Origin of the sequence: Salmonirosea aquatica (assembly GCF_009296315.1) — a bacterium.
GTDB lineage: Bacteria > Bacteroidota > Bacteroidia > Cytophagales > Spirosomataceae > Salmonirosea > Salmonirosea aquatica.
In genome coordinates, this window is sequence record NZ_WHLY01000002.1 from 87978 (window position 1) to 114095 (window position 26118).

Here is a 26118-nt window from a genome sequence, read left to right on the forward strand (position 1 = left end):
GGTACTAATTCAGGAATTTTGAAATCTCATTCAAAATTGGCTCCAGCGTCAGGATTTTTTAAATAATTAAATGTCAGCTGACATAGGGTTGTCAGCAATCCCCGCAATCTTGCGGCTCACCAAAATCAAAAAAATGAGAGAGCAGGAAACGATTGGGGAATTCAAAATAATCGGCATTGCAGTCAGGACCACCAACGAGAATGGGCAAGCCACTCAGGAAATACCGGCGCTCTGGAACCGGTTCATATCGGAAGGCATGGCCGGGAGAATCCCCAATAAAATGGGTGAATCGTTGTACTGTGTCTACACCGACTACGTCCTGGACCATACCCAGCCCTACACGACGATTCTGGGTTACAAGGTAACGACATTGGCTACGATTCCGGAGGGGATGGTGGGAAAAACAATTCCGGAGGGCAAGTACGTAAGGTACCTCTCAAAGGGAAACCTGATGGAAGGTGCGGTGATTGGTACCTGGCATGAAATCTAGGGGTCAGATTTGTCCAGAAAGTACACCGCCGACTTTGAGATATACTGCAAAAAAGCCCAAAACCCTGAGAATGCCGAGGTAGATATATTCATTGCGATCAACTAATGAAGGAACTCGACCACTATTTTATGCAGCAAGAAGAACCCGTGCGCGGGTGTCTTCTTGCTTTGCGGGAGGTTATTCTCTCAGCGAATGACAGCATCACACCGGCATGGAAGTGGCGGTTGCCGTTTTTTTACTATAAAAAGAAAATGTTATGCTACCTTTCCTTTCATAAAAAACACAAGAAACCCTACCTGGCCATCGTCGAAGGAAGACAAATCGATCATCCGGCCCTATTGGCCGAAAATCGGACACGTATGAAGATTATGTTGATTGATCCGAACGAAGATTTGCCGATGGAAACGATTCAGGCTATTTTGCAGCAGGCACTGGCTTTGTATTAGTAATTGTGTATTCAAGCTACATTAAATGTGAAACAGGAATGGCTGGCGGTAGGAATTCAGATAGCCCACGGTTACCGCCTGGCAGCGGCTGATCGTCGCTAGGGCGAAAACTTATGAGTTAATTCATCCATCAATAATTCCCTTGAACACAAAAATGAAAAAGAGAGCAATTTTAAGCATTGTAATACTCCTAATCGCCAACATGGCTGTCGCTCAACTCGGTGAGCAATACGCCGGACTCATCGATACCGCCTGGAAGTATTATGAAAATAAGGAGTACCTCAAATCGGCCCAGACTTACTCCAAGGCTTTTGCTTCGGCAGGCGATCTTGGTGAAATCACCGATCGATACAATGCCGCTTGTTCGTGGGCGCGCGCCAATAATGCCGATTCGGCATTCGTCCAGTTGTTCAGGATTGCCCGCAGCGGCTACTACACAAATTATCGGCACATGAGCACCGACTCCGACTTGTTGACGCTACACGACGACCGCCGCTGGGCAGAAGTAACTGCGCTTGTAAAAATAAACCAGGAGAAGAAGGAAGCCAATTACGATAAACCATTGGTAGCCATGCTCGACACCATTTTTCAGATTGATCAAATCTATCGGAAGCAAATCGGAGATATTCAGAAAAAGTACGGAAACGATTCTAAAGAAATGCAGGCGCACTGGAAGAAAATCATGACCGCCGATTCAATCAATCTAATAAAAATCAAAAAAATACTGGATGAGCGAGGCTGGCTGGGCGACAGCGTAATTGGAAATCAGGGCAACCAAACGCTCTTCCTGGTAATTCAGCACGCCGATCAGAAAACTCGTGAGCAGTACCTACCCATGATGCGGGAAGCTGTCAGGATCGGAAACGCTGAAGCCAGCGCCTTAGCCCTGTTAGAAGATAGAGTGGCGTTGGGGCAGGGTAAGCGACAAATTTACGGGAGCCAGATAGGGTATGACAACAGCGGTGCCTACGTCCTGCCGCTTGACGACCCGGATCATGTAGATGAAAGGCGCCAAGCGGTCGGATTAGGAAAATTGCAAGAATATGTTTCCGGCTGGGGCATTACCTGGAATGTAGAGGAATATAAAAAGAAGTTGCCCGAGTTAGAAAAGAAGAATATCCAAATAAATTAAATAGGGATAAATCCTGGTCATATAATTATTTGAAGAAGTCAGTGCGATTGCTGTGTTATGTATGAAATTGCAAAAAGATATGACTTCTGGACGGCATAAGAGAAAGTCGTGTATCGATTAAGCGGTTCATCGATTCGTCGTAGATTTAAAAAATCCCCACTGGTTTGCTTTTGCAAAGCAAACCAGTGGGGTGAATTAGTAACGTATGAAGGTGTTTAGCTTACCTTCTCCCCTTCTTCCTCCAAATCCTTCCTTCCATAAGCTATCTTTCCAATACTCGAAAACAACACGGGTACCACAAAAATCGCCAGCAGGGTGGCGGCGACCATTCCGCCTAATACGGTCCAGCCGATGGTTTGGCGGGCAGCAGCACCTGCTCCCTGTGAGAAAGCCAGCGGCAGTACCCCCAGAATAAAGGCCAGGGAGGTCATGATGATGGGACGAAGCCGCAGTCGGACAGCTTCCATGATGGCCTGTCGGATTGATTCGCCCTGATCTACCCGTTCCTTGGCAAATTCCACGATCAAAATGGCGTTTTTAGCCGCCAGACCAATGAGAGTCAGGAGGCCAATCTGGGCGTAGATGTTGTTGGAAATGCTCTTGAACAAAGTCAGCGTGACGATGGCTCCAAATGCCCCGATGGGTACCGCCAGCAGCACCGCAAAGGGTACCGACCAGCTTTCGTACAAAGCCGCCAGGAATAAAAAGACAAACAGAATGGATAGGCCAAAAATGTACAGGGTACTTGACCCCGCGTTGATTTCCTCGAAGCTCAGTCCCGTAAATTCGTAGCCATAACCGATCGGCAGTACCTCGGCTGCTACCTCGCGCAGCGCTTCGATGGCCTCACCACTGCTGTAGCCGGGAGCCGGATTACCGTTCAGTTCAGTGGAGCGGAACAGGTTGTAGTGCGAAATCAACGGAGCGCTTTCCACCATTTTGTGCGTCACCAGCGCGCTGATAGGTACCATTTGTCCACCTTGGTTGCGGACGTAGTACTTGCCCAACGCATCGATATTAGCCCGGAAGTTGGTATCGGCCTGCGCTACGACTCGGAAATTACGCCCATAAATTGTAAAATCATTGACATAACGACTCCCCAGGTAGGTTTGCAGGGTACTGTATACTTCCGAGAGCGAAACGCCCAGTTGCTTTACCTTGGCCCTATCTACGTCGAGCTGGTAGCCAGGAGTTTGGGCGGTAAAGAACGAGAAGGCACCGCTGATTTCGTCACGCTGGTTGGCGGCGGCAGTAAAATTCTTAACTACCTTCTCAAACTGCTTGATGTCGTCGTTGCTTTCGCGTTGCTCGATCACAAAACTAAACCCACCCGTGCGGCCCAGACCGGGAATGGCGGGCGGTGTAATGACCACTACGTTGGCTTCTTTGAGGCCTGCTACTTTTTTACGGAGCGTAGCCGCCAGTCCTTCTACGGTAAGTGAGTCGGCCTTGCGTTCGTCCCAATCGTCCAGCTGGCAGAAGATGGTACCGCTATTGGATTTGGAAGCAAAAGTCACCACGTTGAGTCCGCCCAAACCCGCATAGTGATTGATTCCGGGCGTGTTGTCCAGAATCTTCATCAGGGTGTCCAGGGTAGCGATACTGCGGCCCGTTGAGGCGGCCTCAGGCAGTTCGTAGGTCAAGAACAAGCGTCCTCCATCTTCCAAGGGGATAAAACCGCTGGGTTTGGTTTTAAAAAGAAGCCCTGTGCCCAGGTAAAGTACCACCAATCCTACCAGCACCAGTGGAGCTTTGCGAATGGATTTTTTAACACCCTCTGAGTAGTGATCCGTCACCCGGCCAAACCAGGTATTAAACTTGTAAAAGAATTTATTCAGACCCCGCGAGTCTTTATTTAGTTTCATGGGCCGCAGCAGCATGGCGCACAGCGCGGGGGTCAGCGTAAGCGCCACAAAAGCCGAGAGCAATACCGAAATGGCAATGGTGATGGCAAATTGCTGGTACAACCGCCCCACAATACCCGGAATGAAACCTACCGGCACGAACACCGCCGCCAGAATCAGAGCTATGGCGATGACTGGTCCGGAAATATCCTTCATGGCCTTCATGGTAGCTTCTTTGGCCGAGATTCCCTCTTCATCGATGTAGTGTTGCACAGCTTCTACCACCACAATGGCATCGTCGACCACAATTCCGATGGCGAGTACAAAACCGAACATCGTAAGCGTATTGATGGTAAAGCCCAGCGGAATGAAGAAGATGAAGGTACCCACGATAGACACCGGAATGGCTAGCAGAGGGATGAGGGTAGCCCGCCAGCTTTGCAGGAAGAGGAATACCACCAGAATTACGAGCAACAGGGCTTCTATCAACGTTTTAACCACCTCATCAATGGATACCTTCACCACCGAAACGGCCTCGAAGGGTACCATGTAGTCCAGGTCGTTAGGAAAGGATTTTTTCAACTGATCCATCGCATCGTATACGCCCTGGGCAGTTTCGAGGCTGTTGCTGCCGGGCGCTTCGTACACCAGCAGGTAGCTGGCCCGCTTGCCATCCACGAACGAATTGCTGTTATAGCTAAACTTCCCCAGTTCTACCCGCGCCACGTCCTTAAGGTACACCAGCGACCCGTCATTGGGACGGGTGCGGACGATAACTTCTCCGAATTCTTCTGCCGACGAAAGGCGGCTGTTGGTGAAGACGGTATATTCAAAAGTCTGATCGTTATGCTGCGGCGGCGCACCTACCGAGCCCACCGCAACCTGTAAATTCTGCTCCTGCAAGGCCGAAATAACTTCCCCCGATGTGAGGCCCAACTGGGCCATTTTGTCGGGTTGCAGCCATACCCGCATACTGAAGTCGTCGGCCCGGCTGAAAATATCGCCCACGCCTTTCACGCGTAGCAGGGCATCTTTCACATAAATGTTGGCGTAGTTGCTCACGAAATTAACCCCGTGGGTGTTCTCGGGTGAGTACATTGCCACCAACATCAGGATGCTGGGATTCCGCTTCCGAACCGTCAGTCCCAGGCGGGTTACTTCACTGGGTAGCTGAGGCGCGGCCACACTTACGCGGTTCTGAAGATCCAGAGCCGCAATATCGACGTTGGTACCTACCTCAAATACGGCACTGATGGACGTGCGGCCATCGTTGGTACTGGTGCTGGATACGTAACTCATGCCGGGGGTACCATTCACCTGGGTTTCGATGGGTGTCGTCACGGTCTGCTCCACGGTGGAGGCATCGGCACCCGTGTAGGTACCTGTAATCTGTACAGTCGGAGGTGTGATGTCGGGGTACTGACTGATAGGCAGGCTCATAATGGCCAGAACGCCTACCAGCAGAATGACTAAGGAAATAACGATGGCCAGAATGGGCCGATTGATAAAGCGATTTGCAAACATGCGTTAATATTGAATTCTGGATGCTGGACTCTGGACGATTGACTTTCTGACCTCAGAAGTCAGGCTACCTTTTCTCGCTTCCTTACTTGGTACCCGCCGGGCTGGAACTTTGTGCCGGGGTACCTGCTTTTGAAATTTTTGCCCCGTTTTTCAATTTCTGTATTCCTTCCGTGACGATTTCCGTATTTTCTTCCAGACCACCGCGAATCACAATCTGATCACGCACGTCGGCGCCGGTCTGAACTTTCTGCTGGATCACGCTATCACCCTGCACGACGTACACAAAGTACTCGCCCATCTGCTCCACGAGGGCCTTTTTGGGAATCAACAGGGAGTTGCCACTACTGCCGTCGGTTTTTACCCGCACATTCACAGTCATCCCGGCTTTCAGCATATTCTTAGTATTGGGAAAAACAAGCCGTGTCCGGATCGTTCCGGTCTGGGCATCCACGGCCCGGTCGATCAGTCCAATGCGTCCGGCATAGGGGTAGGTACTTCCGTCGGGCAGACTGAGTTGGAAGGTCGAGTCACGCGGATTCTTATTCTGTTGCAGAAGGCGGGTAAACCGTACAATTTCCTTTTGATCCACTCCGAAATCCACAGCCATGGGGTCGTCGGTTGAGAGAGTGTTCAGCAACGTCTGATTGGAGGTAACCAACGCGCCCAGCTGTACCTGGGAAATACCGATCGTACCCGAAATAGGCGCGAAAACGGAAGTATATTTCAAGCCCGAACGCGACTGTTCTACCGTAGCTTTGGCCGCCTGTACCTGCAATTTGGCAGTTTCGAGCCGAGCCAGCGCGTTATCGAGTACCTGCTTGGCAATGGCCTCGTTGCGGTCGAGCTCCTGATAGCGCTCGGCATCTTTCTGCGCCAGTCGTTCGTTAGACTCCGCTACCCGCAGGTTGGCCTGAGCCTGATCTACCGATGCCTGGATTTGTTGTTGGTCGATCTGATAGAGTTTCTGTCCTTTACGAACCCGTTGCCCATCCTCAAAATAAATACCTGTAACGTAGCCACTTGCCATAGCACGTACCTCCACCACTTTCAAAGGCGTCACGGTGGCGGGGTATTCGTCGTAGGAGATCGCTTCGCCCCGTTCTACCCTATACGTAGCCACCGGAACGGTCGTGGGCGCCTGGGGCTTTTGCTCTTTCCCACCGCAGGCCAGAAGGGTTGCCATACCAAAGATGATAGCGGGGACTGATCTTTTTTTTATCATTGTTTCTCTATTCTGGTAGCCTTAGAGTTGTGAGCTATCTACTTCTATTTCAGAGTCTTGATTTATGAAAATTTTTATACCTCGTAATAATCAGTAATCAATGCTACCCAAGGCGCGTTCGACATCCAGTTTACTACTGATCACCTGATACAACGCATTGGTATAATTGAATTCCGCCGTTCTCAGATCCGTCTGGGCAATCACTACATCCAGGTAGGTCTTCACGCCCGACTTATACTGCAACTGAATCACGTCATACACCTCGCGGGCGAGGGAAACATTTTCCCGTAATGTCAGATAATTGATCCAATCACCCTTGTATTGAGCCAGGGCCTGAGTGAACTCGGTATTGATGTCATTGCGTAGGCCCGTCATATCCCAATCGGAGCGCTCAAACTGCAGTTCGGCGATCTTGATGTTTTGCAGTCGTTTGCCTCCCTGAAAAAGCGGTAGGGCAATGGTCAGACCGAAAAGGGAATTTGGAAAAGTCCGACCGTACAATTGGGCAAATTCCTGGTTTTGGTAGAGCAGGTTGTAGTTCACAAAAAAGGACACCGTCGGCAGGAAACTCCACCGGGCGTAGTCGATCTCCGCGCGCAGCAGGTTCCGGCGCGTTTGCAGGCGCTGGTATTCAATGCGATTCTGGTAGTTCACTATTTGGGTGGTGTCCAGCTGAGCATCCAGTTCCAGGCGCGTGCTGTCGTAGGTGATTGTCAAGGGTCGCTCTACAGGGTACCCCATCTGGTTCTTCAGCACGGCTTCCCGCGCTATGGCCTGTTCTTGGGCTTGTTTGAGTTGGGCTGTGGCATTGTTCAGGGCAATCGTGGCGCGTTGATAGTCGGTTTTATCCACAATACCGCTCTTGAACTGATTCACGGCATCTTTCAGGTTGCGGGCCAGGCGTTCGATCTGGGCGTTCAGAATATCCTGTTGCTGACGGGTGAGCAGCAGATCATAAAAAGCTTTACTCACATCGACCGTCACATTGATCTTGGTATTTGTGGTGTTCTGCACAGCCTGCTTCAACACATCCTGCGCGGTACGGTTGGCCAGCAGCACATCACGATTGAAAATCGTCTGGTTCAGCGTGAAGGCACCGGTCGAGGAGTTGGTTACCCCGGTGCGTATTTCACGCCGGGGGCCTGAGGGATTGTTCAGGTCAGGAAAAAGCACCACAGGAAGTTGCAGGTAGTGCTGAATGTTGAAGTTGAAACCTACCTGAGGGTACCAGTCGGCCAGGCGGCTTTTGATGGTACGGTCAGTAATCTGCTCATCGAGTTGCGCCTGGCGGATGTCCACCTGATGCGCCAGCGCGTATTGTATGCACTCTTCCAGGGTAGCATAGGCTGATAGTGTGTCAGAAGCGGTGGTTTGTGCGTGTACGGAGTACGACTTGCTACTAAAAAGCCAAAAACTACATAGGATAAAAAGTACGCGCATAAAAAGTCTATCGGAATGAAAACCCTAAATCCTGTATCCGAATAATCACATTCAGTACACTAAGCGGCCAGGATTAAGCAGTAGGATTCAGCTATTTATAGGATATAATAGATTTACAAACACAAGTTTTCTACAATAGTTTCTAAACTCCAAAAAAAAGCCGGATACGACTGTATCCGACTTTTTTAATTTTATTTATTATTTGTAAAATGCAAAACCAGTTTTTGACCCTCGCCCGCATCCAGAATATTAGCCTAGCATGCAGACTTACAGCAAGTCCTCGACATGAATCGGCAGGTGGTTGATGCGCTTGCCCGTAGCATGGAATATTGCATTGGCAATGGCCGGAGCCATGGCTACAATGCCGATCTCCCCTATCCCCTTACTACCCAAGGGATTGACGATGGTATCATCTTCATCCACAAAAATGGCATCCAATTCGTGAATATCAGCATGGACGGGTAGGTGGTACTCGGCCAGGTTGCGGTTCAGGTATTTGCCAAAACGCGAATCGCTTATGGTTTCTTCCCGGAGCGCTTTGCTGATGCCCCACACCATCGAGCCGATTAGCTGGCTACGGGCGGTTTTAGGATTAACGATTTTTCCGGCCGCCACGGCAGTTATGGCCCGTGTAACATTGACGATTCCCAATTCCTCATCTACTTCCACTTCTACAAAAGCGGCGCTGTGGGCAGCCCGAGTGTATTTTTTCAGCTTGAAAGCGTTGGGGATTGAGGTTTTCGTAGTCTTGATGGCTTTACCATTGTGGTCGGCAATCAGATCGGCATAAGAAACAGAAATCGCCGGATCATCGCTCAGGACGATCCGGTCTTTCTCAAACCGGATCGACGCCTGGTTTGCCTGCGATAGCGAAAAATTCTCCATCCGGGCCGCCCGTTTCAACAGCTTTTTCCGCAGCGATTGACAGGCTTTCACTACCGCCGACCCCACGCTCGATACTGTAAATGAGCCACCCTGAATCGGAGCTAAGGGTAGGTCGCTATCGCCATAGGAAAATGTAATGTCATCGGTAGAAAGTCCGAATTCATCGGCTGCGATTTGGGTCATGACGGTCAGGGTACCCGTTCCAATGTCGGTGACGGCGCTGTTTACCTCGATTCGGCCGCTGGCGCTCAGCACTGCTTCGGCGCGGCTGGGTACCGTCATGCATTCCCAAATTCCCGTGGCCATGCCATAGCCCACCAGTTTGTGGCCGCGCTTCATGCTCCGGGGCTCGGGGTTACGTGCCGACCAACCGAATTTTTCGGCACCCTGTCTGTAGCATTCGCGTAGTTCTTTGCTGGAAAAAGGTTTGTCCTGCGCCACATCCCGTTCTGAATAATTGACGAGCCGAAGTTCTAGCGGATCCATATTCAGTTGGTACGACAGCTCATCCATAGCGCTTTCGATTGCAAAAACACCCGTACTTCCACCGGGCGCCCGCATATCGAGCGGCGTGTGAATGTCCAATGGCACCAGCTGGTAGTCGAGCTGGGTATTTTTAGCCGGATACAAAATATGGGACCAATTCACGACTACTTCCGTATAGTCCTCATACTGTGAGGTCTCGGCCAGCGCCGCGTGATTCAGTGCGGTCACTGTCCCATCGGGCGTCGCTCCCAGGCGCACCCGCTGCAAGGTAGGCGGGCGATGGCCAAAACTGAACATCTGCTCCCGGTCCAGCGTCACGCGTACCGAGCGTTTGAGTTGGGTAGCCGCCATCACCGACATGAAAAGCTGGTACTGCGGCCGTAATCCCGAACCAAATGCTCCTCCTACGTAAGGTGCCACGACCCGCACATCGCCGAAGCTCAGTCCAAACACATTGCAGACGTATAACATGCTATTGACCGTACCCTGGGTTTTATCAAAAATCGTCAGTTTACCACCCTCCTCGTAAAAGGTCGTGGTAGCGTGCATTTCCATGGGATTGTGGTGCTCGGTACCATGCCAGTAGGCAGACGAAATCTGGGCGTCCGCCTCTTCAAAAGCCTGATCAAAATCGCCTTTGGGTTTTGGAGGCAGGGGCTTGAGCAGGGTGGCCATGCCTAGCTGCGGATCACGGGCTTTGCCTATATTGGTCTTAAGATCCGTGTGGAATGCTTCTTCCTCATACTTCACATGCAGAATTGAAGCTGCGTAGCGGGCCGTTTCGAAGGTTTCGGCAACAACCAGGGCAATCGGCTGGTCGTAGTAGCTGACCTGGGCATCGTAGAGGGGGCGAAAGGGTGAGCCGGGCGGTGCGTCCATGTCGGAGTACTGCATATCAAACCAGGCCAGTGAAGGTCGATTTTCGTGGGTGAATATTTCGATTACCCCAGGTATCCTTTTGGCTGATTCCGTATCGATCCTGATCACTTTTCCTTTGGCGATGGTACTGTTCACCACGTAGCCATATAGCATCCCCTCGTGCTTGAATTCGCCGGCATACCGGGCGGCACCCGTTACTTTCAAAGTACCTTCCAGCCGGCTGATGGGTTGTCCTGTTTGTTTCATTGTGCTTTACGATTGAGATATCTTGAAAATGAGTGAATAGCTTTCATTCACCATTAATTGGGTACTGCGCCGGGTAGTTGCGTCTCGCTTGGGTTGAGAGCCATCATACCGTTACGGACAATGGCTTTTTTGGCAAGATCGATCTTGAAGCTGTTGAATTCATACCCTTTGGCTCCCTGCAGAATAATATCCGCTGCGGCCGCGAAATTTTCGGGTGTGGTTTCCTTTCCGATCAAAAAAGTCTCGCTTTCCTTGACCCGCCAGGGCTTGTGGGCTACCCCGCCCAGTGCGATCCGGGCATCTTTGATCGTGTTGCCTTCCAGCTCGAGTCCAGTCGCCACTGATACCAGGGCAAATGCGTAGGAATTACGATCGCGGAGTTTGAGGTAGGAATAGTGGGAAGCAAATCCTTTGGGCGGTAGGTCAATGCTCGTAATCACCTCGCCCTTCTGCAAATTATTATCCAGCTCGGGCGTGTTGCCGGGCAAGCGGTGAAAATCGGCAAAAGCCAGGGTACGTTCGCCGTTAGGGCCGGTAATATTCACCGTAGCTTCTAACGCGGCCAGCGCTACGCACATATCCGAGGGGAATACGGCAATACAGGCTTCACTGGCGCCCAGAATGGCCATGATGCGATTGTAGCCGCCCAGAGCCGAGCAGCCCGAACCGGGTTGACGCTTGTTGCAGGGCGTGTTGACATCGTAGAAGTAGTAGCACCGGGTACGTTGGAGCAGGTTCCCTCCATTGGTCGCCATGTTGCGAATTTGCCCCGATGCGCCGGCCAGGATGGCTCTGGACAACAGGGGGTACCTTTCCTCAACCAACGGATAGTACGCGGTAGCCGCATTGGTGACCGATGCCCCCAAACGCAGGCCACCGTCTTCCTGCTCGCGGATATCCTGTTGGTCAGGCAGGTGATTGATGTCGATCAGGGCGCTGGCCCGCTCGACGTTATACTTCATGAGATCGATCAGATTGGTACCACCCGCTACAAATTGGGTATCGTTTTTCGCACCCAACCGGATTGCCTCGGGCAAGTCATGGGCTTTGGTATAGCTGAAATTATTCATAAGAAATACTGAAATTTTGATGTAGGATATTAAAGACGGGACTTAGGACGGCGGCAGCCGCCGCTTTCATTGCTTCTCATTCGCAAGTCCCTCCTTTACTTCCATAATGGCGTCGATGATGTTACTGTTGGCTCCACAGCGGCACAGGTTGCCGCTCATGAGGTCTGCTACTTCCGCCCGGCTTTGGGCATGGCCTTCTTTCAGCATACCGATCGCACTGCATATCTGGCCCGGCGTACAATAGCCGCATTGAAAGGCGTCATGTTCGATAAAGGCTTTTTGTAAGGGATGTAGCTCGTCGTCGCTGGGAGCGATGCCCTCAATGGTAGTGATTTCGGCCCCCTCTTTCATCACGGCCAGCGTAAGGCAGCTGAGAATTCGATTGCCGTCACAAATCACGGTACAGGCTCCGCATTGGCCATGGTCGCAGCCTTTCTTGGTACCTGTCAGGCCGATGTATTCCCGCAGCGCGTCCAGCAGGCTGACCCACGGCATGAGCTGCAAGGGGCGGTCTATCCCATTGACAGTGAGGGTAACGGGCTTGGGGTCGAAATTGACCTGGGTTTTTGGAAGAATCGTGGCGTTCTCTGATAGCATAGTCGATTAGGTGTAGGATGCATGAATTCATTGGTAAAGAATTCTGATCGGTCAAACAACTATGCCAAGAGGAATCAAATGGATGTTTTTCCTCAGCAAACCTATTTCCCCACGCAGGCTGGTGCACGCCTTTTCCCGATTTGGGTTTAGGGTACCCTCTCAGAAAACCCAGGCGCTATCCGGATGGTAGTAGTGTAAGTAGCGAATCGGCTGCTTTTTGTGAAGAAAATTATTTTTGGGTAAGCGAAAACGGCCGGTCTTCCGGCTGGGTACCCCGTGCGGTATTGGGCGTTTCGCTCATTTGGAAGTGTAAGGTACCCCCGTTCATAATATCCGCATAGTGGATAAAATTATGCGTGAAAGGCCGGCCGTTCAACGTGGCTGACTGGATGTACACCTTCTTCGGGTCATTGTCCTCGGCTTCGATCACAAACTTCTTTCCATTTTCGAGGGTGATTGTGGCCTTCCTGAACACCGGACTGCCGATAACGTATTCATCCACCCCAGGACACACGCTGTAGATGCCCAGCGCACTCAGTACATACCACGAAGAAGTCTGTCCCTGATCCTCATCGCCGGGATAGCCGTCTTCGGTGGCACTGTACAGTCGGGCCATCACCTCCCGCGCGTGCTGCTGCGCTTTCCACGGGGCTCCGGAATAATTGTACAGGTACACCATGTGTTGTATGGGCTGGTTACCGTGGGCATATTGTCCCATTTCGGCCATTTCCATTTCGGTCATTTCGTGAATCTTTCCGCCGTAGGTACCTACGTGCACCGTACTGGGCTCACTGAAAACAGCATCAAGCTTGTCGGTAAACTTCTGATCGCCCCCCATCAGGTCGATTAGCCCCTGTGGGTCCTGAAACACCGACCAGAGGTAATGCCAGGCGTTGCCCTCGGTAAACGGACCACCCCACTCGTACGGATCAAAATTGGGCGTCCAGGTACCCTCGGCGCCCCGGCCCCGCATGAAGCCTACCTGGGGGTCATACACATTTTTGTAATTGTACATCTGGCGGGAGAATATATCCTGGTAAAACTGGCTATTGGTCATTTTGGCCAGATTATACCCGCAAAAATCGTCATACGCGTATTCCAGGGTTTTGGCCGTAGCCTCCCGCACTTTGGGGTAGGGTACATAGCCCAGCGTAAAGTAATCTTTCCAGCCGTCGCGCCCGTTGGCAGGTCCCCACGGCCCTTTGTTGGTAGCTTCGTGCAAATAGGCCTCCAGGGCTTTTTCGGGGTCGAACGTGCGGATTCCCTTGGCCCAGGCATCGGCCAGCAGCGAGATGGCGTGGTTGCCGATCATGCTGCCCGCTTCACCGGGAAACGACCACGAGGGTAACCAGCCACACTGGTCTTTGGCATCGAGCAGAGCGGCCACGTAACGGCCATGCATGGTGGGATGCAGAATGGCATTGAGCGGAAACTGCGCCCGGAAGGTATCCCAGAACCCCGTATCGGTGTAGAGGTACCCCTCGTGCACCGTGCCATCGTATGGACTGAAATAGTAAGGCTCTCCGGCCTGGTTCAACTCGAAGAACTTCCGGGAAAACAAACTGGCCCGAAAGAAGCAGGAATAAAACGTTTCCATTTCGGCTTGGGTACCCCCTTCGACCAGTACCTTGTTCAGGTGTTCGTTCCAGACCAGGGCCGCAGCGGCTTTGGTATCTTCCAGGGTTTTGTGGGTACCCAGTTCGCGACTCAGGTTGAGCGCGGCCTGCTCGAGGCTGATATAGGAAGAACCTACCCTGGCCTGCACCGTTTCTCCCGGTTTGAATTGGATATAGGCTCCGTAGCCGCGGCCTTCCCCGCTTAGTCGATCATCCCATTTTTCTCCTTTTTTGTTTTCCCAAATCCCCTGCGCTACGAAAGGCTTGTCAAATTGTATGATAAAGTAATTCTTGAAATTTTCTTTCAAACCGCGCCCGTTGTGGACATAGCCAGTAATTTTCTGGTTTTTGACGTCAATACTCACGCCACTCATGCCGGTGTAGCCGTCGAGTACCACGAAGGCATCCTGTTTTTTGGGAAAAGTAAAACGAAGGTGTACCCCCCGCTCGGTGGGTGACATCTCGGTCGTAATTTTATTGTCAAGTGCCACTTTATAGTAGTGCGGCTTGGCTATTTCGTTGGCGTGGCTGAATCGGGCGGCGCGCTTCCCCTCATCCAGCGTCAGGGTACCTGTCACGGGCATCAGCGAAAAAACAGCGTAGTCGTTGGTCCAGGAACTACATTGGTGCGCCTGCTGGAAGCCACGGATGGAGTCTTTGGCGTATTGGTACTTCCAGCCATCGCCATTTTTACCGGTCTGCGGGGTCCAGGTGTGCATCGCGAACGGCAGGGCGGTCGTCGGGTACGTGTTGCCCCGCGTCAGCTGATGACTGGAATTGGTACCCTGCAAGGTATTGACATAGTGCACCAGATCGGGCGTTTGGCCTGGAGAATTGGAAAGCAACCCCATCACCAATAGAAATACCAGGAAAAATTTTGAACTCATTAGACTGAAATTTTGAATATCGGCAGGAGCAGTCTGGCGCTCCTGCCAGAGATCGACCCCTACCTTAAGAAAGAGGGTACCTTTGGTAAAATAACCCCTGATAAGCTCTTTTTAAGCAAAGAAAGGGTAAAACCTATACCTGGCTCCTACCCATCTTTGTTAGAATCGGCCGTTTCAAAAATCAGTAAATTTAATCCAGAGTATCCAGCTCGCGTTGTGGCCAGCCTTTTTCGATGATCCAGGCGATGCCGATCACCAGGGCACAGCCGATCAGATTCAACCATAGAAAGGCCGTTAACTCGAGCCAATAGCTGGCCACCACAAAAAACTCGCCGATGATGGCTCCCCAGAACACAGCCCGACTACCAATGGATTTGAAGTAAAAAGCAACGAGAAAAACGCCCAGAATCACCCCGTAGAAAAGCGACCCCAGCACATTCACAGCCTCGATCATGCTACCCAACCGGCTAGCGTACTGGGCTACCACGATACAGAAAACGCCCCAGCCGAAGGTAGCCCAGCGAGAAGCCTTTACGTAGTATGCATCGGAACCATCTTTGCTGACCGACCGCCGGAATACGTCAATGATAGTAGTGGAAGCCAGCGAGTTGAAAGCCGCCGCCACGGAGCCCATCGAGGCGAGCAAGATTACGGCGATGAGTAGCCCCACCAGCCCCGCCGGGAGGTAGTCGATCACGAAGCGGAGAAAAACGTAATTCACATCGTTGGTCTCTTCGCCGTTGGCTTTCGAGATCAGATCCTGGGCTTCCTGACGCACGGCCTGCACTTTTTCCTCGGCGGCGCCCAAGTAGGTACGTTCGCGGTCTATGGCCGCTTCATCGTCTTTTTCCAGGGCTTCCGTCAGCGCCCGTACGTGGGGGCGTTTTTCGCTTTGCAACAAAGCGTGGCGGTCTTCCAGTTTCTGGTATTCGGGAGCGTAGGGGGTTTCCATCACCTGCTCTACCTTCACCTGATTGAAAAACATCGGTGGGGTAGTGAATTGATAAAATGCGAATACCAACGCCCCGACCATCAGGATAAGAAACTGCATAGGAATCTTCAACAGGCCGTTCATCGCCAGCCCCAATCGACTTTGGCCAATCGAGCTACCCGTGAGGTACCTACCCACCTGCGACTGATCGGTGCCGAAATAGGAAAGCTGCAGAAAAAACCCGCCTATGATACCCGACCACACATTGTAGCGGTTATTCAGATCGAAGGTGAAATCAATGACATTGGTTTTGCCCATCTTTCCCGCCACATGTAATGCATCGGTAAACGATACGTCATCAGGCAACAGCTTCACCACCGTAATACCCGCGATTACCATTCCCAGCGTGACGATCCCCATTTGTTGCAAATGCGTGTGGGAAACGGCTTTGGCTCCACCCGTCACGGTGTAAAGCATCACAAGCCCACCCGAAATGATATTGGTCCACATGATATCCCAGCCCAAAATAGCCGAGAGAATGATGGAGGGCGCATAGATAGAAAGGCCCGTGGAAAGGCCACGCTGTAACAGGAAAAGTCCTGCGGTCAGGCTTCGGGTTTTGAGGTCAAAACGTCCCTCAAGGTACTCATAGGCCGTAAAAACTTTAAGTTGGTGGAATTTCGGCACGAACGTGATACACAATACGATCATGGCGAAAGGCAATCCGAAATAGAACTGCACGAAACGCATTCCGTCGGTATAGGCCTGTCCCGGAGCCGAAAGAAACGTAATGGCGCTAGCCTGGGTAGCCATCAGCGACAAGGTCACATGGTACCACGGCAGCGACTGGTCGGCCAGCAGGTAGGAACCGATGTTTTTGTTTTCGCGGCTACGGTAAATACCATAACCCACGATAAACGTAAGCGACAAAGCCAACACAATCCAGTCGAGGTAGCTCATTGGAAGTGGATCATAAAGGCATAAAACAGAACGATGAGCAGTACCAGTACGCCTGTGATGATGACGTACATCTGCCGCCAGGTCTTGACGAAGGGCGGCAGGCCTTCGGTTTCAGAATCTTGCATTGAGTTGGGTTCAGTCATTTTGATTCGGTTGCAGTTGCGGGACCGGACAAACGCTATTCAGCAAAAATAGAACCCTTTTCGGAATGTGCCGGGATTTTTTTGGGAATTGCAGGCCGACGGATTCAGCGGGTACCCTGATCAATAATCCCAATTCTATCCGAATGCATTAAAAAAATGAAAATAATCCGGGTAGTTTGCCTCGGAATCTTCATCCTTACAAGGTACCCCCTGGAAAACATTTCAATGTACGGACCAGGATTACGAATAGGTTCATTAAACACACGCCAGTTTTACCGGCCCCGTCCAACTGCCATGGCTACCCAACTTGTCATCAAAACCAAAATTGAAACAGAACGTACCATCAAGGTGGCCCCATTCCGTAAGAATGTCCGGCGCACCAATCCCCACAAGCACAATAGCTACCTTGAATTGATTTATCTCTCGGAAGGTACCGGCATGCACGGTATTGACTCCATGGAATATCCCATCGAACCGCCAGTGATCCATATCGTGCGGCAGGAACAGGTGCATTACTGGCAGCTCGACTCAGAACCGGAGGGGTATGTGGTTCTGGTGAAAAAGGCTTTTATCGAAAAAAGTCTGGACGGCGAACTTAAATCGCTTTTTACCAAAATCAGCGGTCAGAGTTGTCTGCAGGTACGTGAGAATGCCATGATCGAAGGAACGCTGGCTCTGATGACTGAAGAAATCGGGGTACATGGAGAAAACTCGTTTACCGTCATTGAAGGATTGTTGAAAGCCCTACTGGCCAAGATTTTGCTGGTTTCGTCTCCTTTTGTCAAGCAGCAAGAACGGAAAGCGGGTACCGCCCAGGCTTTCATTCAGCTACTGCATGACGACAATGGGTTGAAGCATACGGTGAGCCATTACGCAGAGATTCTGAATGTTTCTCCGCAGAACCTTAACATGGCCTGCCAGCGGGCGATCGGCAAGGCGGCCGCCGATCTGATGGCGGAATTTGTTATTGCCGAGTCGAAGCGCCTCCTGCTCTACACCGACCTGACGGTTTCTGAAATAGCCTTTTCCCTCAATTTCACCGATCCTTCCTACTTTGTCAAGTACTTTAAAAAGTACGTCGGCCCAACGCCCCAGGCGTTCCGAAGCGGGACAGGCTGATACCAAAGTATTTTCATTTGTACCACGGATTACCTTCCTCGTTGTACCAATTTTGCCGGGTACCCCTTTCCCACTCTGGAAGCAATGCAGCCGGCACAATTCGTTCAAAAAAAGACACCTACCCTTGCACTTACAAAATATCTGTTGGCGGGAATAGCCCTGCTTTTTAGTTTCGGTTTTCAGTCCTACGCCCAAATCAGCGGCCTGGTACTCGACAAAACTAGCCGCCAGCCCGTGCCTTTCGTAAGTGTGGCGCTTTACACCGCTACTGATTCAGTGGCGCTGAGCGGTGCCATTACCGACACGACCGGGCGTTACCTTATTCAAAACCCCAGGTCCGGCCGCTACACAATCAGGACCTTTTATGCGGGCTATCAATCCACTACAACTGAACTTATCGTGCAGGGCGGACGCACTACCGAGGTAGGTACCTTGCTGATTGAGGTAGAATCCAAACTGCTCGATGAGGTACGCGTAACCGGGCAGCGAGCGGAGGTACTTATGAAGGCCGACCGACAGACCTACCGCGCTGCGCAGTTTCAAGGGGCAGCGGGCGGGACAGCTACCGATGTACTGCGCAACTTACCCGGCCTGACTCTCAATGCCGAAGGGGATGTGAGCCTGCGCGGAGCCAATGGATTTCTGGTGCTCCTCAATGGCAAACCCGTGCAGGCCAACCTGGGTACCCTGCTCAATCAGCTTCCGGCCAATTCCATCGAGTCCATCGAAGTTATCACCACGCCCAACGCTCGCTACGATCCCGACGGCAAGGCGGGTATCATCGCGATCATCACCCGGACCGGAGCCGATACGGGCTGGTCGGCCCAGCTGAACGGACTGGTGGGTTTGCCCAGCGTGAGTGATTTTGGCAATGCCAAGAAACCCCAGCGACACGCCTTGGATGGCACCCTCAACTACCGCTCAAAAGTGTGGGACTTTACGCTCAGCTCAGCCTACCTCCGCAACGACATCGCCGGGCGGCGCGTGGGGGATGTCAGCACTGTGATTGGCAATCGGCACACCCATTTTCCCTCCGCAGGCGAGCGTAGCTTCGACCGCTACACCTACACGAATCGGCTGGCGGTAGCTTTTGTACCCAATGCATTCAATACCTGGAATCTGGGGCTCTTCCAGAGCCAGCGCACCGAAGACCGGCTGGCCGATATTTTTTATGATAACACGACTACCAACGTTCGGACTGGACAAGTGACCGGGCGTACCTCTTATTTTAACAGCAATCTTGTTCGTAAAAAGGGGCAATTCTATACCGCCAATCTTGATTACACGCATACCTACCGGAACAAAGGTACCCTCAGCGCCGGGGTGTTGTACGAGTACGATCAAATCAGTGGTTTTACCAAAAACCGGAATCTCAACCGCTCCGACTACCGCGATACATTGCAATACACACTCACCACCACGGATCGACCGATTCAGAATTTCCGAGCCAATGTGGACGGAAGCCTGCCCCTTTGGGGCGGCAAACTGGAAGCCGGGTACCAGTATCGTACTCAGGAAGACCGGGGCGATTACCGGTACCGCGAGCAGTATGGCAACCGGATGCCGTTGGTTCCTATTCCTGAATTTTCGGGGTTGATTGTCATCACGAATCGCATCCACAGTTTCTACACGCAATTCGCCGCCACCAAATCCACCGTAGAGTACACGCTGGGCTTGCGCTACGAACACGCCGTTCGGGATCTAGTGAATAATGCCAGCAACCAGACCTACGCACTGACGCTCAATAACCTGTTTCCGTCGTTCAATGTATTGTATAAGTCGCAGGAAGGATTATCGTGGCGGGCGGGATTCAGCCGTCGGGTGCAGCGTAATAATAATTTTGCGCTGAATCCCCTACCCGAGCGCGAACACTCCGAAACGCTCGAACAGGGAGACCCTACCCTGCGACCAGAATTTGTGAACCTGGCTGAAACAGGAGTTAGCAAAATGGTGGGCAACAGTACTGTACTAGTCACTGCCTACTACCAGAGTATCCAGCATGTGATCAATCGTGTCAACAAGGTATACGCCGATACCATTCTGAACCGCATCTTCACCAATGCCGGGCTGGCCCAGCGGGTAGGTCTAGAGCTGGCGGCGGACCTGAAACTTACAAAAGCCTGGAAATTTTACCTGGGGGGCACCGTGTACCGCTATTCACAGGAAGGGCAGTTGTTCGAGGGTGTTGTGGCTTTTGACCGGGCGGCCTGGGTGTATTCCATCAATGCCAATACCACTTTACAAATCGCCCCGTCGCTTTCGTTGCAGGCCACCGTCAATTACCTCTCACAACGTATTACGGCGCAAGGTGAAGACTCGCGCTTTTTAACTCCGAATCTTTCGTTGAAAAAGACGCTACTGAACAACCGCCTGACGGTTCTGGCGCAATGGCAGAACATAGGCCTGGGTTTCCTGCCTACGAACGAGCAGCGAATCACCACCCGGGGACGTGATTTTTTCACTACTACCAACTACATTCAGGAAAAGGACATCTTCCTCATCAACCTCAGCTACACGTTCCGGCAGCTGAGTAAACGCGCAAAACTACCCGGAAACGAGTTTGGCGACAAGGAATTCTAGACTGAAGAGCCACCGTTAGCCCAGGCGCTTTGTTATTTGAATTTTGCCGCCAGGGTAATCATATTGGCATTCATACCCGTGCCCGCCGTGCGGTAATAATGCCCGTACCGGATTTCCAGCGCCCCGAAGTGCTGAATTCCCATCACCCCGCCCGGTGGCGCAATCCTGACGCCCAGCCCACCGAAATGGCTCTGGAAGGTCGATAAGTCATAATCGCTGGTGTAGTAGGTAGTGTTCGGATCATGCTGCGCATAGGGTGCAAAGTACCGTACCGCGCTCTGGGAATTGAACCGGTAAAACGGGCTGAGCGAAAAGAAGGGGGTGATTTTAAAGGGTACCTCCAGCGAAAAGGTGTGCGCCTTCATCCCCCAATTGTCGACGTAGAAGCGGTAAAACGTCCGGATGACCGTCCGGTCACCCAGGAAATAGCTGCTCCGTACTCCGAGGGGTACCTTGACCCGGCTGCCCAGTAGCTTTTCCACTTTTTCCTGTCCATCCGTAAAATACGTCCGGTGAAAGGGCGTACTCAACAATCCCTCCTGGTAGGTGGGCTCGATGATGAATAGCAGATGCAGTCGCTTGTTGACCACCTGCGAAAGCGACAACGATCCGTTGTAGGTATTGCGTGGCTTGTAATACAGATTGGCCCTGTCGCCCTCCGCCCCCGAACTGTATCCACTGGGCCGCAGCTCCGAGGGTAGGATGGCCTCATAGGTATCCAGAAAAACCCCCGCTTTCAGCGTGACCTCGCGGTTTTTATCCTTTGAAGTCTTGGCAAAATGGAGGTTCAGCCCATACGAGGTATAATCGTACTCGGTGGAATACGAAGCACTTATACCCCGGCTTGTGCGGGAACGGGGATCCTGGACATTCCAGGAAATCGACGGATAGACATGTGTGTCGGTACGGGAGGCACCGGAAATTGTCAGCGGGTCGATATTGTCCTGCGAAGCCGAGGAGTAATAGTCTATATTAAACTCCCCGGAAAAGGTATGGATCCGCTGCCGCCGGTCGGTTTTCGTCAGTTTCAATTCCAGCGAATTGGCCACATCGAAGAGTTTTTCGGTTCCGATCCCGCCCGTAATGGCCGAGTTGTTGCCATCCTGATTGTAGTAGCTTGACACCAGATTGACTTCCGAAATTTTCAGTTTCCGGGCCTGATAATCGGCTGCGGTGCTGTCGGGAGCCTGGGCTCGGGCCACACTTAGCTGGAACATTAAAGCGGCGACGCTTATGATTATTTTTTTCATGAAAAGGAAGTACGTTCAGGGTATCAATTACAGCCGCAGCCACCGCCACTCTTGCCACCATTGGCCCCGGAGGCACCCTCCCGGTAGAGGTAAAAGCCCTGCTCGAATTTCTCGGCTTTGCGGGCGGCCAAATCCATTTCCGAGTCGTTGAGCTTGTTTTTCTGGTATTCCTTCACCGTCACGCAGGACGATACGCTTAGGAGTAGCAGGAATGCACTGAATTTTAGCAGGTTCGTTATTTTCATTTTTTTTAGCTGAAAGCCGGTTGTTGATAAATCCGTATCACCTACCCCTTTACCACTATAGAATCCGAACAAAACACCTGGTTCCGATCGTCAATGATGACGCAGGCAATATCCCGCATCTGATTGATCAGGTCCAGTCCCACGCGGGGGCCCATGACGTATACAGGCGTGGCCAGGGCATCGGAAAGCTCGGCGTTGGGCGAAATAATCGTCACACTTTTAATGCCTGTAACGGGCAGCCCCGTGCGGGGATTGATGGTATGGGAGTACCTTTTGCCACCAATCGTCACGAATTTTTCGTAGTCACCCGATGTAGCAACGGCCAGGCCACTGATTTCCAGGTACGAAAATGGCTGATCCTTAGCGTCGGGATCGGCCAGACCAATAGTCCACGGGCTCCCGTCGGGACGTAGCCCCCAGGTGGTGAGGTCGCCCGAGGCGTTGACTACTCCGCTGGTAACTCCCTTTCGAATTAAGAGTCTTTTGGCCATTTCGGCGGCATAGCCCTTGCCTATTCCGCCAAACCCAATCCTCATACCTTTTTCTGCCAAAAATATCGTCTGCTTTTCCCTATCCAGAATTATGTTTTTGTAATTGATCAGCCGTACCATTTCCCGGGCTGTTTCGGGCGAAGGCAGGGCGGTCATGTGCTGGTCGAAGTTCCACAGTGATTGGTCGATGGAGCCGTACGACAGGTCGAAGGCTCCCTGGGTCAAATCGGAAAGCCGGCAGGCACGCGCAATTAAATCGAACACCTCGGCGTCAACCGCTACGGGTCGTATCCCTGCATTCTGGTTGATGAACTGGGTCTGACTATCGTCACTAAACGTCGTCAGCAAGCGCTCGATACGCCGGATTTCGACAATCGCCTCTTCAATCTGCGCCTGTGCCCACTCTTCCTGGTCGGCTACTAGGCCAATCTCGAAGCGATTGCCCATTAGGCGCTCCGTACGCTTGTGAAGCTGCGGAAAGTCGGAAGTCGGCAAGGGAGAAACAGGTGAGTGTTTAATTGTATAATAACCTGAATGTCGGAACGTACGTTTATTTGGTACCGCCAGCTTTTGAAATCTCCCCAATAAAGCCCGAAACGGAGGGCTGGTACCCCTCCCACTCCCTGACGACCTTTCCCTTTTCGTCCAGTAGTACCGTCAGCGGGAAGGTACCCTTGGGGTTGTATTGCTCGGCCAGTGCTTCATTGAGCGCCACCTGTTCTTTGGGTAGTTGGTTTTTCTTCTGCCGGGGAAAGTCCGCCCGCAACAATACCAGGTTCTGGGAAGCATAGGCCTCAAATTCTGCCGATTCGAACACGTCCTTTTTCAATTTGATGCACGGCCCGCACCAGTCAGACCCCGAAAAATTGAGCAGGATCATTTTATGGGTCGCAACGGCTTCGGTTTTTGCGGCTTTAAAATCGAGCTTCCACTCCATAGTGGGGCCGCACAGCAGGAAAAGCAGGGAAACGATGATGGTTTTCATAGGTAATTTTTAACGAGTAGTCAGGTTAGTTAAATACTATTTATTGTAAATCAATACTCTGGTGCAGGTAGTGGTAATGTCTCTGGGTCGGTCTTTCACTAGCAGACGTTTCCTTCAATACACCACCACCGTATTGCCATCGGTAGCTACTTTATAGACCGTCAGAGCCTTGCGGGTGATTGTGTTCAAAGGACTTCCCGTCAGGCTGAAACGGGCGCCATGATCCGTGCAGTAAAACTCTGTTTTATTGAAAATAATCTGCTTTTTAGGCTCATGCGTGCAAGTCTGAGTAGCGGCTACTAGTACCCCGGCGGAGGATTGCGCCACCACAATGCCACTGCTCCGCAGGTACCCCCCACTTTCAATAGGGCCGCATTGGCCGATTGGGTCAGGTCGATTTTGAGTTTAGGACTCTTGATGGCGTTCAAAGCTTCGGTACTGATGGTCGCGGATGAATTCAACTTCACCGTACTCGTCACTGGGGTTGGAGTTGTGGTACCACTGGTATCGGGTGTCGTTACGGGCGTGGCTGTTTGGGTCTGGTTTTGCAGGCTCAGGGCCTCGATCACGGTGTCTTCCTGGTTGACACAGGAAGTTAGCAGGGCCATCAGCGCGGGACCCCGGAAGCCCAGGGTTTTCAGGAATTCTAGTCGGTCCATGAATGGTAATTGAATAGAGACTTTGGATCGATTGGCCGGTGCAGCCAGACATTTGTTAAGTTGTCCGGCCGCACCGACGGGTCGATCCGTAGTCTTTCATAGATAATTGATTGTACTCACTAGTACGCGCTGCGGGGGGAAGTTGTTGCGTTCCGGGAGCTTTGAAGGATTAAAATTGCATTAATAATTTTTTGGAGTGGTACCTGTACCCAGGGCCTGTTACCGCTCGAGGCGGCGAAGAGGTACCCCCTCATCGGATCAGTGTAACGACGCCATGGCGTTCGTTTACAGTCCCGGTGCGGTAGGCAACCACCGCCCGGTAGGGGTACACCCCGGGCTCAACTTTCACGCCCTTATACATGCCATCCCATCCAAAGTCAGGCTCGGAAGGGGGAAAATCCCTGACGTGATAAATTACCTCCCCCCAGCGGTCATAGATAACTAATTCGTTGATCAGCTCTACGCAGGCCGAGCCTTCCAGAAAAAATATATCGTTGTAGCCATCGCCATTCGGAGTGAAGGCGTTGGGAGCAAATACCGTGCATACTCCCACCGACACCCGCACCGAAGCCGAGGCCCGGCAATTCAGGTCACGGTCGGCTACCGTGACGGTGTATTGGGTGGTTTCGGGTGGGCGCGCCCAGGTAGTCGGACAAGTAGCACAGGAAAGTCCATTCGCAGCGGCCCAGTCATAGGTATAATTCCCTCCCGGCAACACATTGACGTTTAATCGGGTGCTGTCTTCCGTGCGAATGTATACATCAGGTGTGAGCTCCAGCGTGAGTTTCCGTACTTCCAGATTCGTAGTCACGATACTGTCGCATAGGGGCGGGTTGCGCGGAAAGCGGGTATCGTACTTTCCGGTCGCGGTGAGCACATCCGTACCGACGACGAAGCTTTCGCCCTCGCAGATGCTTTTGGATTGTGTACTACGGGCCAGTAGAGTAACCCGGACCGTAGTAAGCACCACGCTGTCGCAGATCCCCTCCCCCCGTCGGATGCGGGTAAGGAAGGTACCGGCATTTCGGTAGACCGAGTCCCCGACCGCGTAGCCATCGCCTTCGCAGATGGTCACCGACTCCCGGGCGGGTTCTTCGGCCAGGGGTACCTTCACTACGTGATCGAACTGAAACTCACAATCGTTACTGAGACTGGAAAAGGGCCGCGCCTTGACCCAATACGTTTCACCCGCTTTGGGTACAATATTGACGTTCTGACCGGAGGCTCCGTTGCTCCAGCGGTAGGAAGCGAACCCTTCGGGGGCTTTAAGGGTCATGGTTTTGTCGTAGGCCGGGCAGTACAGTTGAGGCGTCACCTCCGCCTTGACGCACTGGGCATCGAAATAGGCATAGCCGAAATGCCGCCGCTCCGTGCAGCCATGCACGGTCACTTCTACCGTAATACGCTGCCCTACGTAATCCCGCAAATCCAACGCCCCGGCCGTCCAGTTGCGGTACCGGATGTCGCCCTGTACCTGAAAGCCGCTGATGGAAGCCGCGGCCGTTACCTCGTAGAAATTACAGGCCAGCACCGCATTGGCTTCATTGGTCACCTTGATGCTAAAACCCGGCTGCTGGAAGGGCTGATGATTGGGAAATTGCAATATGACCGCAAACTTATACTGAAGCAGTACATTATCGGGAGTCACCACGTAGGAAGTCCTGATGCGGTCGAAGCGGCTACCCCGCGTCACGTTGCCGATTCGGATAGAATGGGTACTGCCTGGTGCCACCATCGGAATGGGCTCATTGAATACCTTGGGATCGTTGCCGTCGCTCAATTGGGTAATCAGATGGCCGTTTTCGAAAATGCCCGGTGCTTCGTCGAGGTACTCGGTGCGCTGGTTGATGTCGGAAACGGAGCCATTGGTGGGTACCCATCCGTTCATGGTTCCGTCTTCGAAGCCGATGTTCGCGCAGGTTGCCTGCCCGAAACCCAGGCGGGCAATTCCTGCGACCAGCGCCAGTACGATGTAAAATTCTTTCATGAAT

21 protein-coding genes are annotated in these 26118 nt (G+C 52.2%); 5 read left to right on the forward strand and 16 right to left on the reverse strand.

Features of this window, described 5'->3' with window-relative positions:
* Positions 1-133 precede the first annotated feature (133 nt).
* The 3 genes from GBK04_RS01350 (at position 134) to GBK04_RS01360 (ending at position 2068) form a co-directional block, all read left to right on the forward strand.
* The gene (locus tag GBK04_RS01350; protein ID WP_373330613.1) at positions 134-490 is read left to right on the forward strand and encodes a GyrI-like domain-containing protein; all 357 of its coding nucleotides are present in this window, start codon (positions 134-136) and stop codon (positions 488-490) included.
* A gap of 104 nt (positions 491-594) precedes the next feature.
* Positions 595-936, forward strand: coding sequence for a DUF1801 domain-containing protein (locus GBK04_RS01355; RefSeq protein WP_152756200.1), 342 nt, complete (start codon positions 595-597; stop codon positions 934-936).
* 154 nt (positions 937-1090) lie between these two features.
* Complete coding sequence (locus tag GBK04_RS01360; protein ID WP_152756201.1) at positions 1091-2068, forward strand: DUF6624 domain-containing protein; 978 nt, start codon at positions 1091-1093, stop codon at positions 2066-2068.
* 215 nt (positions 2069-2283) lie between these two features.
* Here GBK04_RS01360 and GBK04_RS01365 read toward each other — a convergent pair whose 3' ends face one another.
* From GBK04_RS01365 to GBK04_RS30210, 9 genes are all read right to left on the reverse strand, one after another.
* Positions 2284-5436, reverse strand: a complete 3153-nt coding sequence (locus GBK04_RS01365; protein WP_152756202.1) for an efflux RND transporter permease subunit — start codon at positions 5434-5436, stop codon at positions 2284-2286.
* Positions 5437-5518: 82 nt separating this feature from the next.
* Positions 5519-6619, reverse strand: coding sequence for an efflux RND transporter periplasmic adaptor subunit (locus GBK04_RS01370; protein WP_373330614.1), 1101 nt, complete (start codon positions 6617-6619; stop codon positions 5519-5521).
* 129 nt (positions 6620-6748) lie between these two features.
* The gene (locus tag GBK04_RS01375; protein ID WP_152756204.1) at positions 6749-8098 is read right to left on the reverse strand and encodes a TolC family protein; all 1350 of its coding nucleotides are present in this window, start codon (positions 8096-8098) and stop codon (positions 6749-6751) included.
* 267 nt (positions 8099-8365) lie between these two features.
* Entirely contained in the window at positions 8366-10594 is a 2229-nt protein-coding gene (locus GBK04_RS01380) for a xanthine dehydrogenase family protein molybdopterin-binding subunit (RefSeq protein WP_152756205.1), read from the reverse strand.
* A 53-nt stretch (positions 10595-10647) separates the two neighbouring features.
* A complete protein-coding gene (locus GBK04_RS01385; protein ID WP_152756206.1) occupies positions 10648-11664 on the reverse strand; it encodes an FAD binding domain-containing protein in 1017 nt (338 codons plus the stop codon).
* Positions 11665-11730: 66 nt separating this feature from the next.
* On the reverse strand, positions 11731-12261 hold the full coding sequence (locus GBK04_RS01390; RefSeq protein WP_152756207.1) for a (2Fe-2S)-binding protein: 531 nt from the start codon (positions 12259-12261) through the stop codon (positions 11731-11733).
* Between the two features lie 229 nt (positions 12262-12490).
* Positions 12491-14764, reverse strand: a complete 2274-nt coding sequence (locus GBK04_RS01395) for a GH92 family glycosyl hydrolase (protein ID WP_152756208.1) — start codon at positions 14762-14764, stop codon at positions 12491-12493.
* A 190-nt stretch (positions 14765-14954) separates the two neighbouring features.
* Complete coding sequence (locus GBK04_RS01400; RefSeq protein ID WP_152756209.1) at positions 14955-16655, reverse strand: sodium:solute symporter family protein; 1701 nt, start codon at positions 16653-16655, stop codon at positions 14955-14957.
* Positions 16652-16780, reverse strand: coding sequence for a hypothetical protein (locus GBK04_RS30210; RefSeq protein WP_373330615.1), 129 nt, complete (start codon positions 16778-16780; stop codon positions 16652-16654). Before GBK04_RS30210 ends, GBK04_RS01400 begins: the two co-directional genes overlap by 4 nt.
* Before the next feature lie 312 nt (positions 16781-17092).
* Here GBK04_RS30210 and GBK04_RS01405 point away from each other — a divergent pair, with 312 nt between their 5' ends.
* Positions 17093-17917 carry an AraC family transcriptional regulator gene (locus GBK04_RS01405; RefSeq protein ID WP_152756210.1) on the forward strand — a complete coding sequence of 275 codons (825 nt, stop codon included), beginning with the start codon at positions 17093-17095 and terminating at the stop codon, positions 17915-17917.
* 84 nt (positions 17918-18001) lie between these two features.
* A complete protein-coding gene (locus tag GBK04_RS01410; RefSeq protein WP_152756211.1) occupies positions 18002-20497 on the forward strand; it encodes a TonB-dependent receptor in 2496 nt (831 codons plus the stop codon).
* A 32-nt stretch (positions 20498-20529) separates the two neighbouring features.
* Here the strand turns inward: GBK04_RS01410 and GBK04_RS01415 are convergent, their stop codons facing one another.
* From GBK04_RS01415 to GBK04_RS01440, 7 genes are all read right to left on the reverse strand, one after another.
* Positions 20530-21747, reverse strand: a complete 1218-nt coding sequence (locus GBK04_RS01415) for a DUF3570 domain-containing protein (RefSeq protein ID WP_152756212.1) — start codon at positions 21745-21747, stop codon at positions 20530-20532.
* Between the two features lie 23 nt (positions 21748-21770).
* On the reverse strand, positions 21771-21992 hold the full coding sequence (locus tag GBK04_RS01420) for a DUF4266 domain-containing protein (RefSeq protein WP_152756213.1): 222 nt from the start codon (positions 21990-21992) through the stop codon (positions 21771-21773).
* Positions 21993-22033: 41 nt separating this feature from the next.
* Positions 22034-22930, reverse strand: coding sequence for an FAD:protein FMN transferase (locus GBK04_RS01425; protein WP_152765732.1), 897 nt, complete (start codon positions 22928-22930; stop codon positions 22034-22036).
* Between the two features lie 103 nt (positions 22931-23033).
* On the reverse strand, positions 23034-23468 hold the full coding sequence (locus GBK04_RS01430; protein WP_152756214.1) for a thioredoxin family protein: 435 nt from the start codon (positions 23466-23468) through the stop codon (positions 23034-23036).
* A gap of 114 nt (positions 23469-23582) precedes the next feature.
* Complete coding sequence (locus tag GBK04_RS30215) at positions 23583-23795, reverse strand: Rieske (2Fe-2S) protein (RefSeq protein ID WP_373330616.1); 213 nt, start codon at positions 23793-23795, stop codon at positions 23583-23585.
* Positions 23768-24127: a hypothetical protein gene (locus GBK04_RS01435; RefSeq protein ID WP_373330617.1), complete on the reverse strand. Its 360-nt coding sequence runs from the start codon at positions 24125-24127 to the stop codon at positions 23768-23770. The genes GBK04_RS30215 and GBK04_RS01435 overlap by 28 nt, the downstream gene beginning before the upstream one ends.
* Before the next feature lie 250 nt (positions 24128-24377).
* Complete coding sequence (locus GBK04_RS01440) at positions 24378-26114, reverse strand: T9SS type B sorting domain-containing protein (RefSeq protein ID WP_152756215.1); 1737 nt, start codon at positions 26112-26114, stop codon at positions 24378-24380.
* Positions 26115-26118 lie beyond the last annotated feature (4 nt).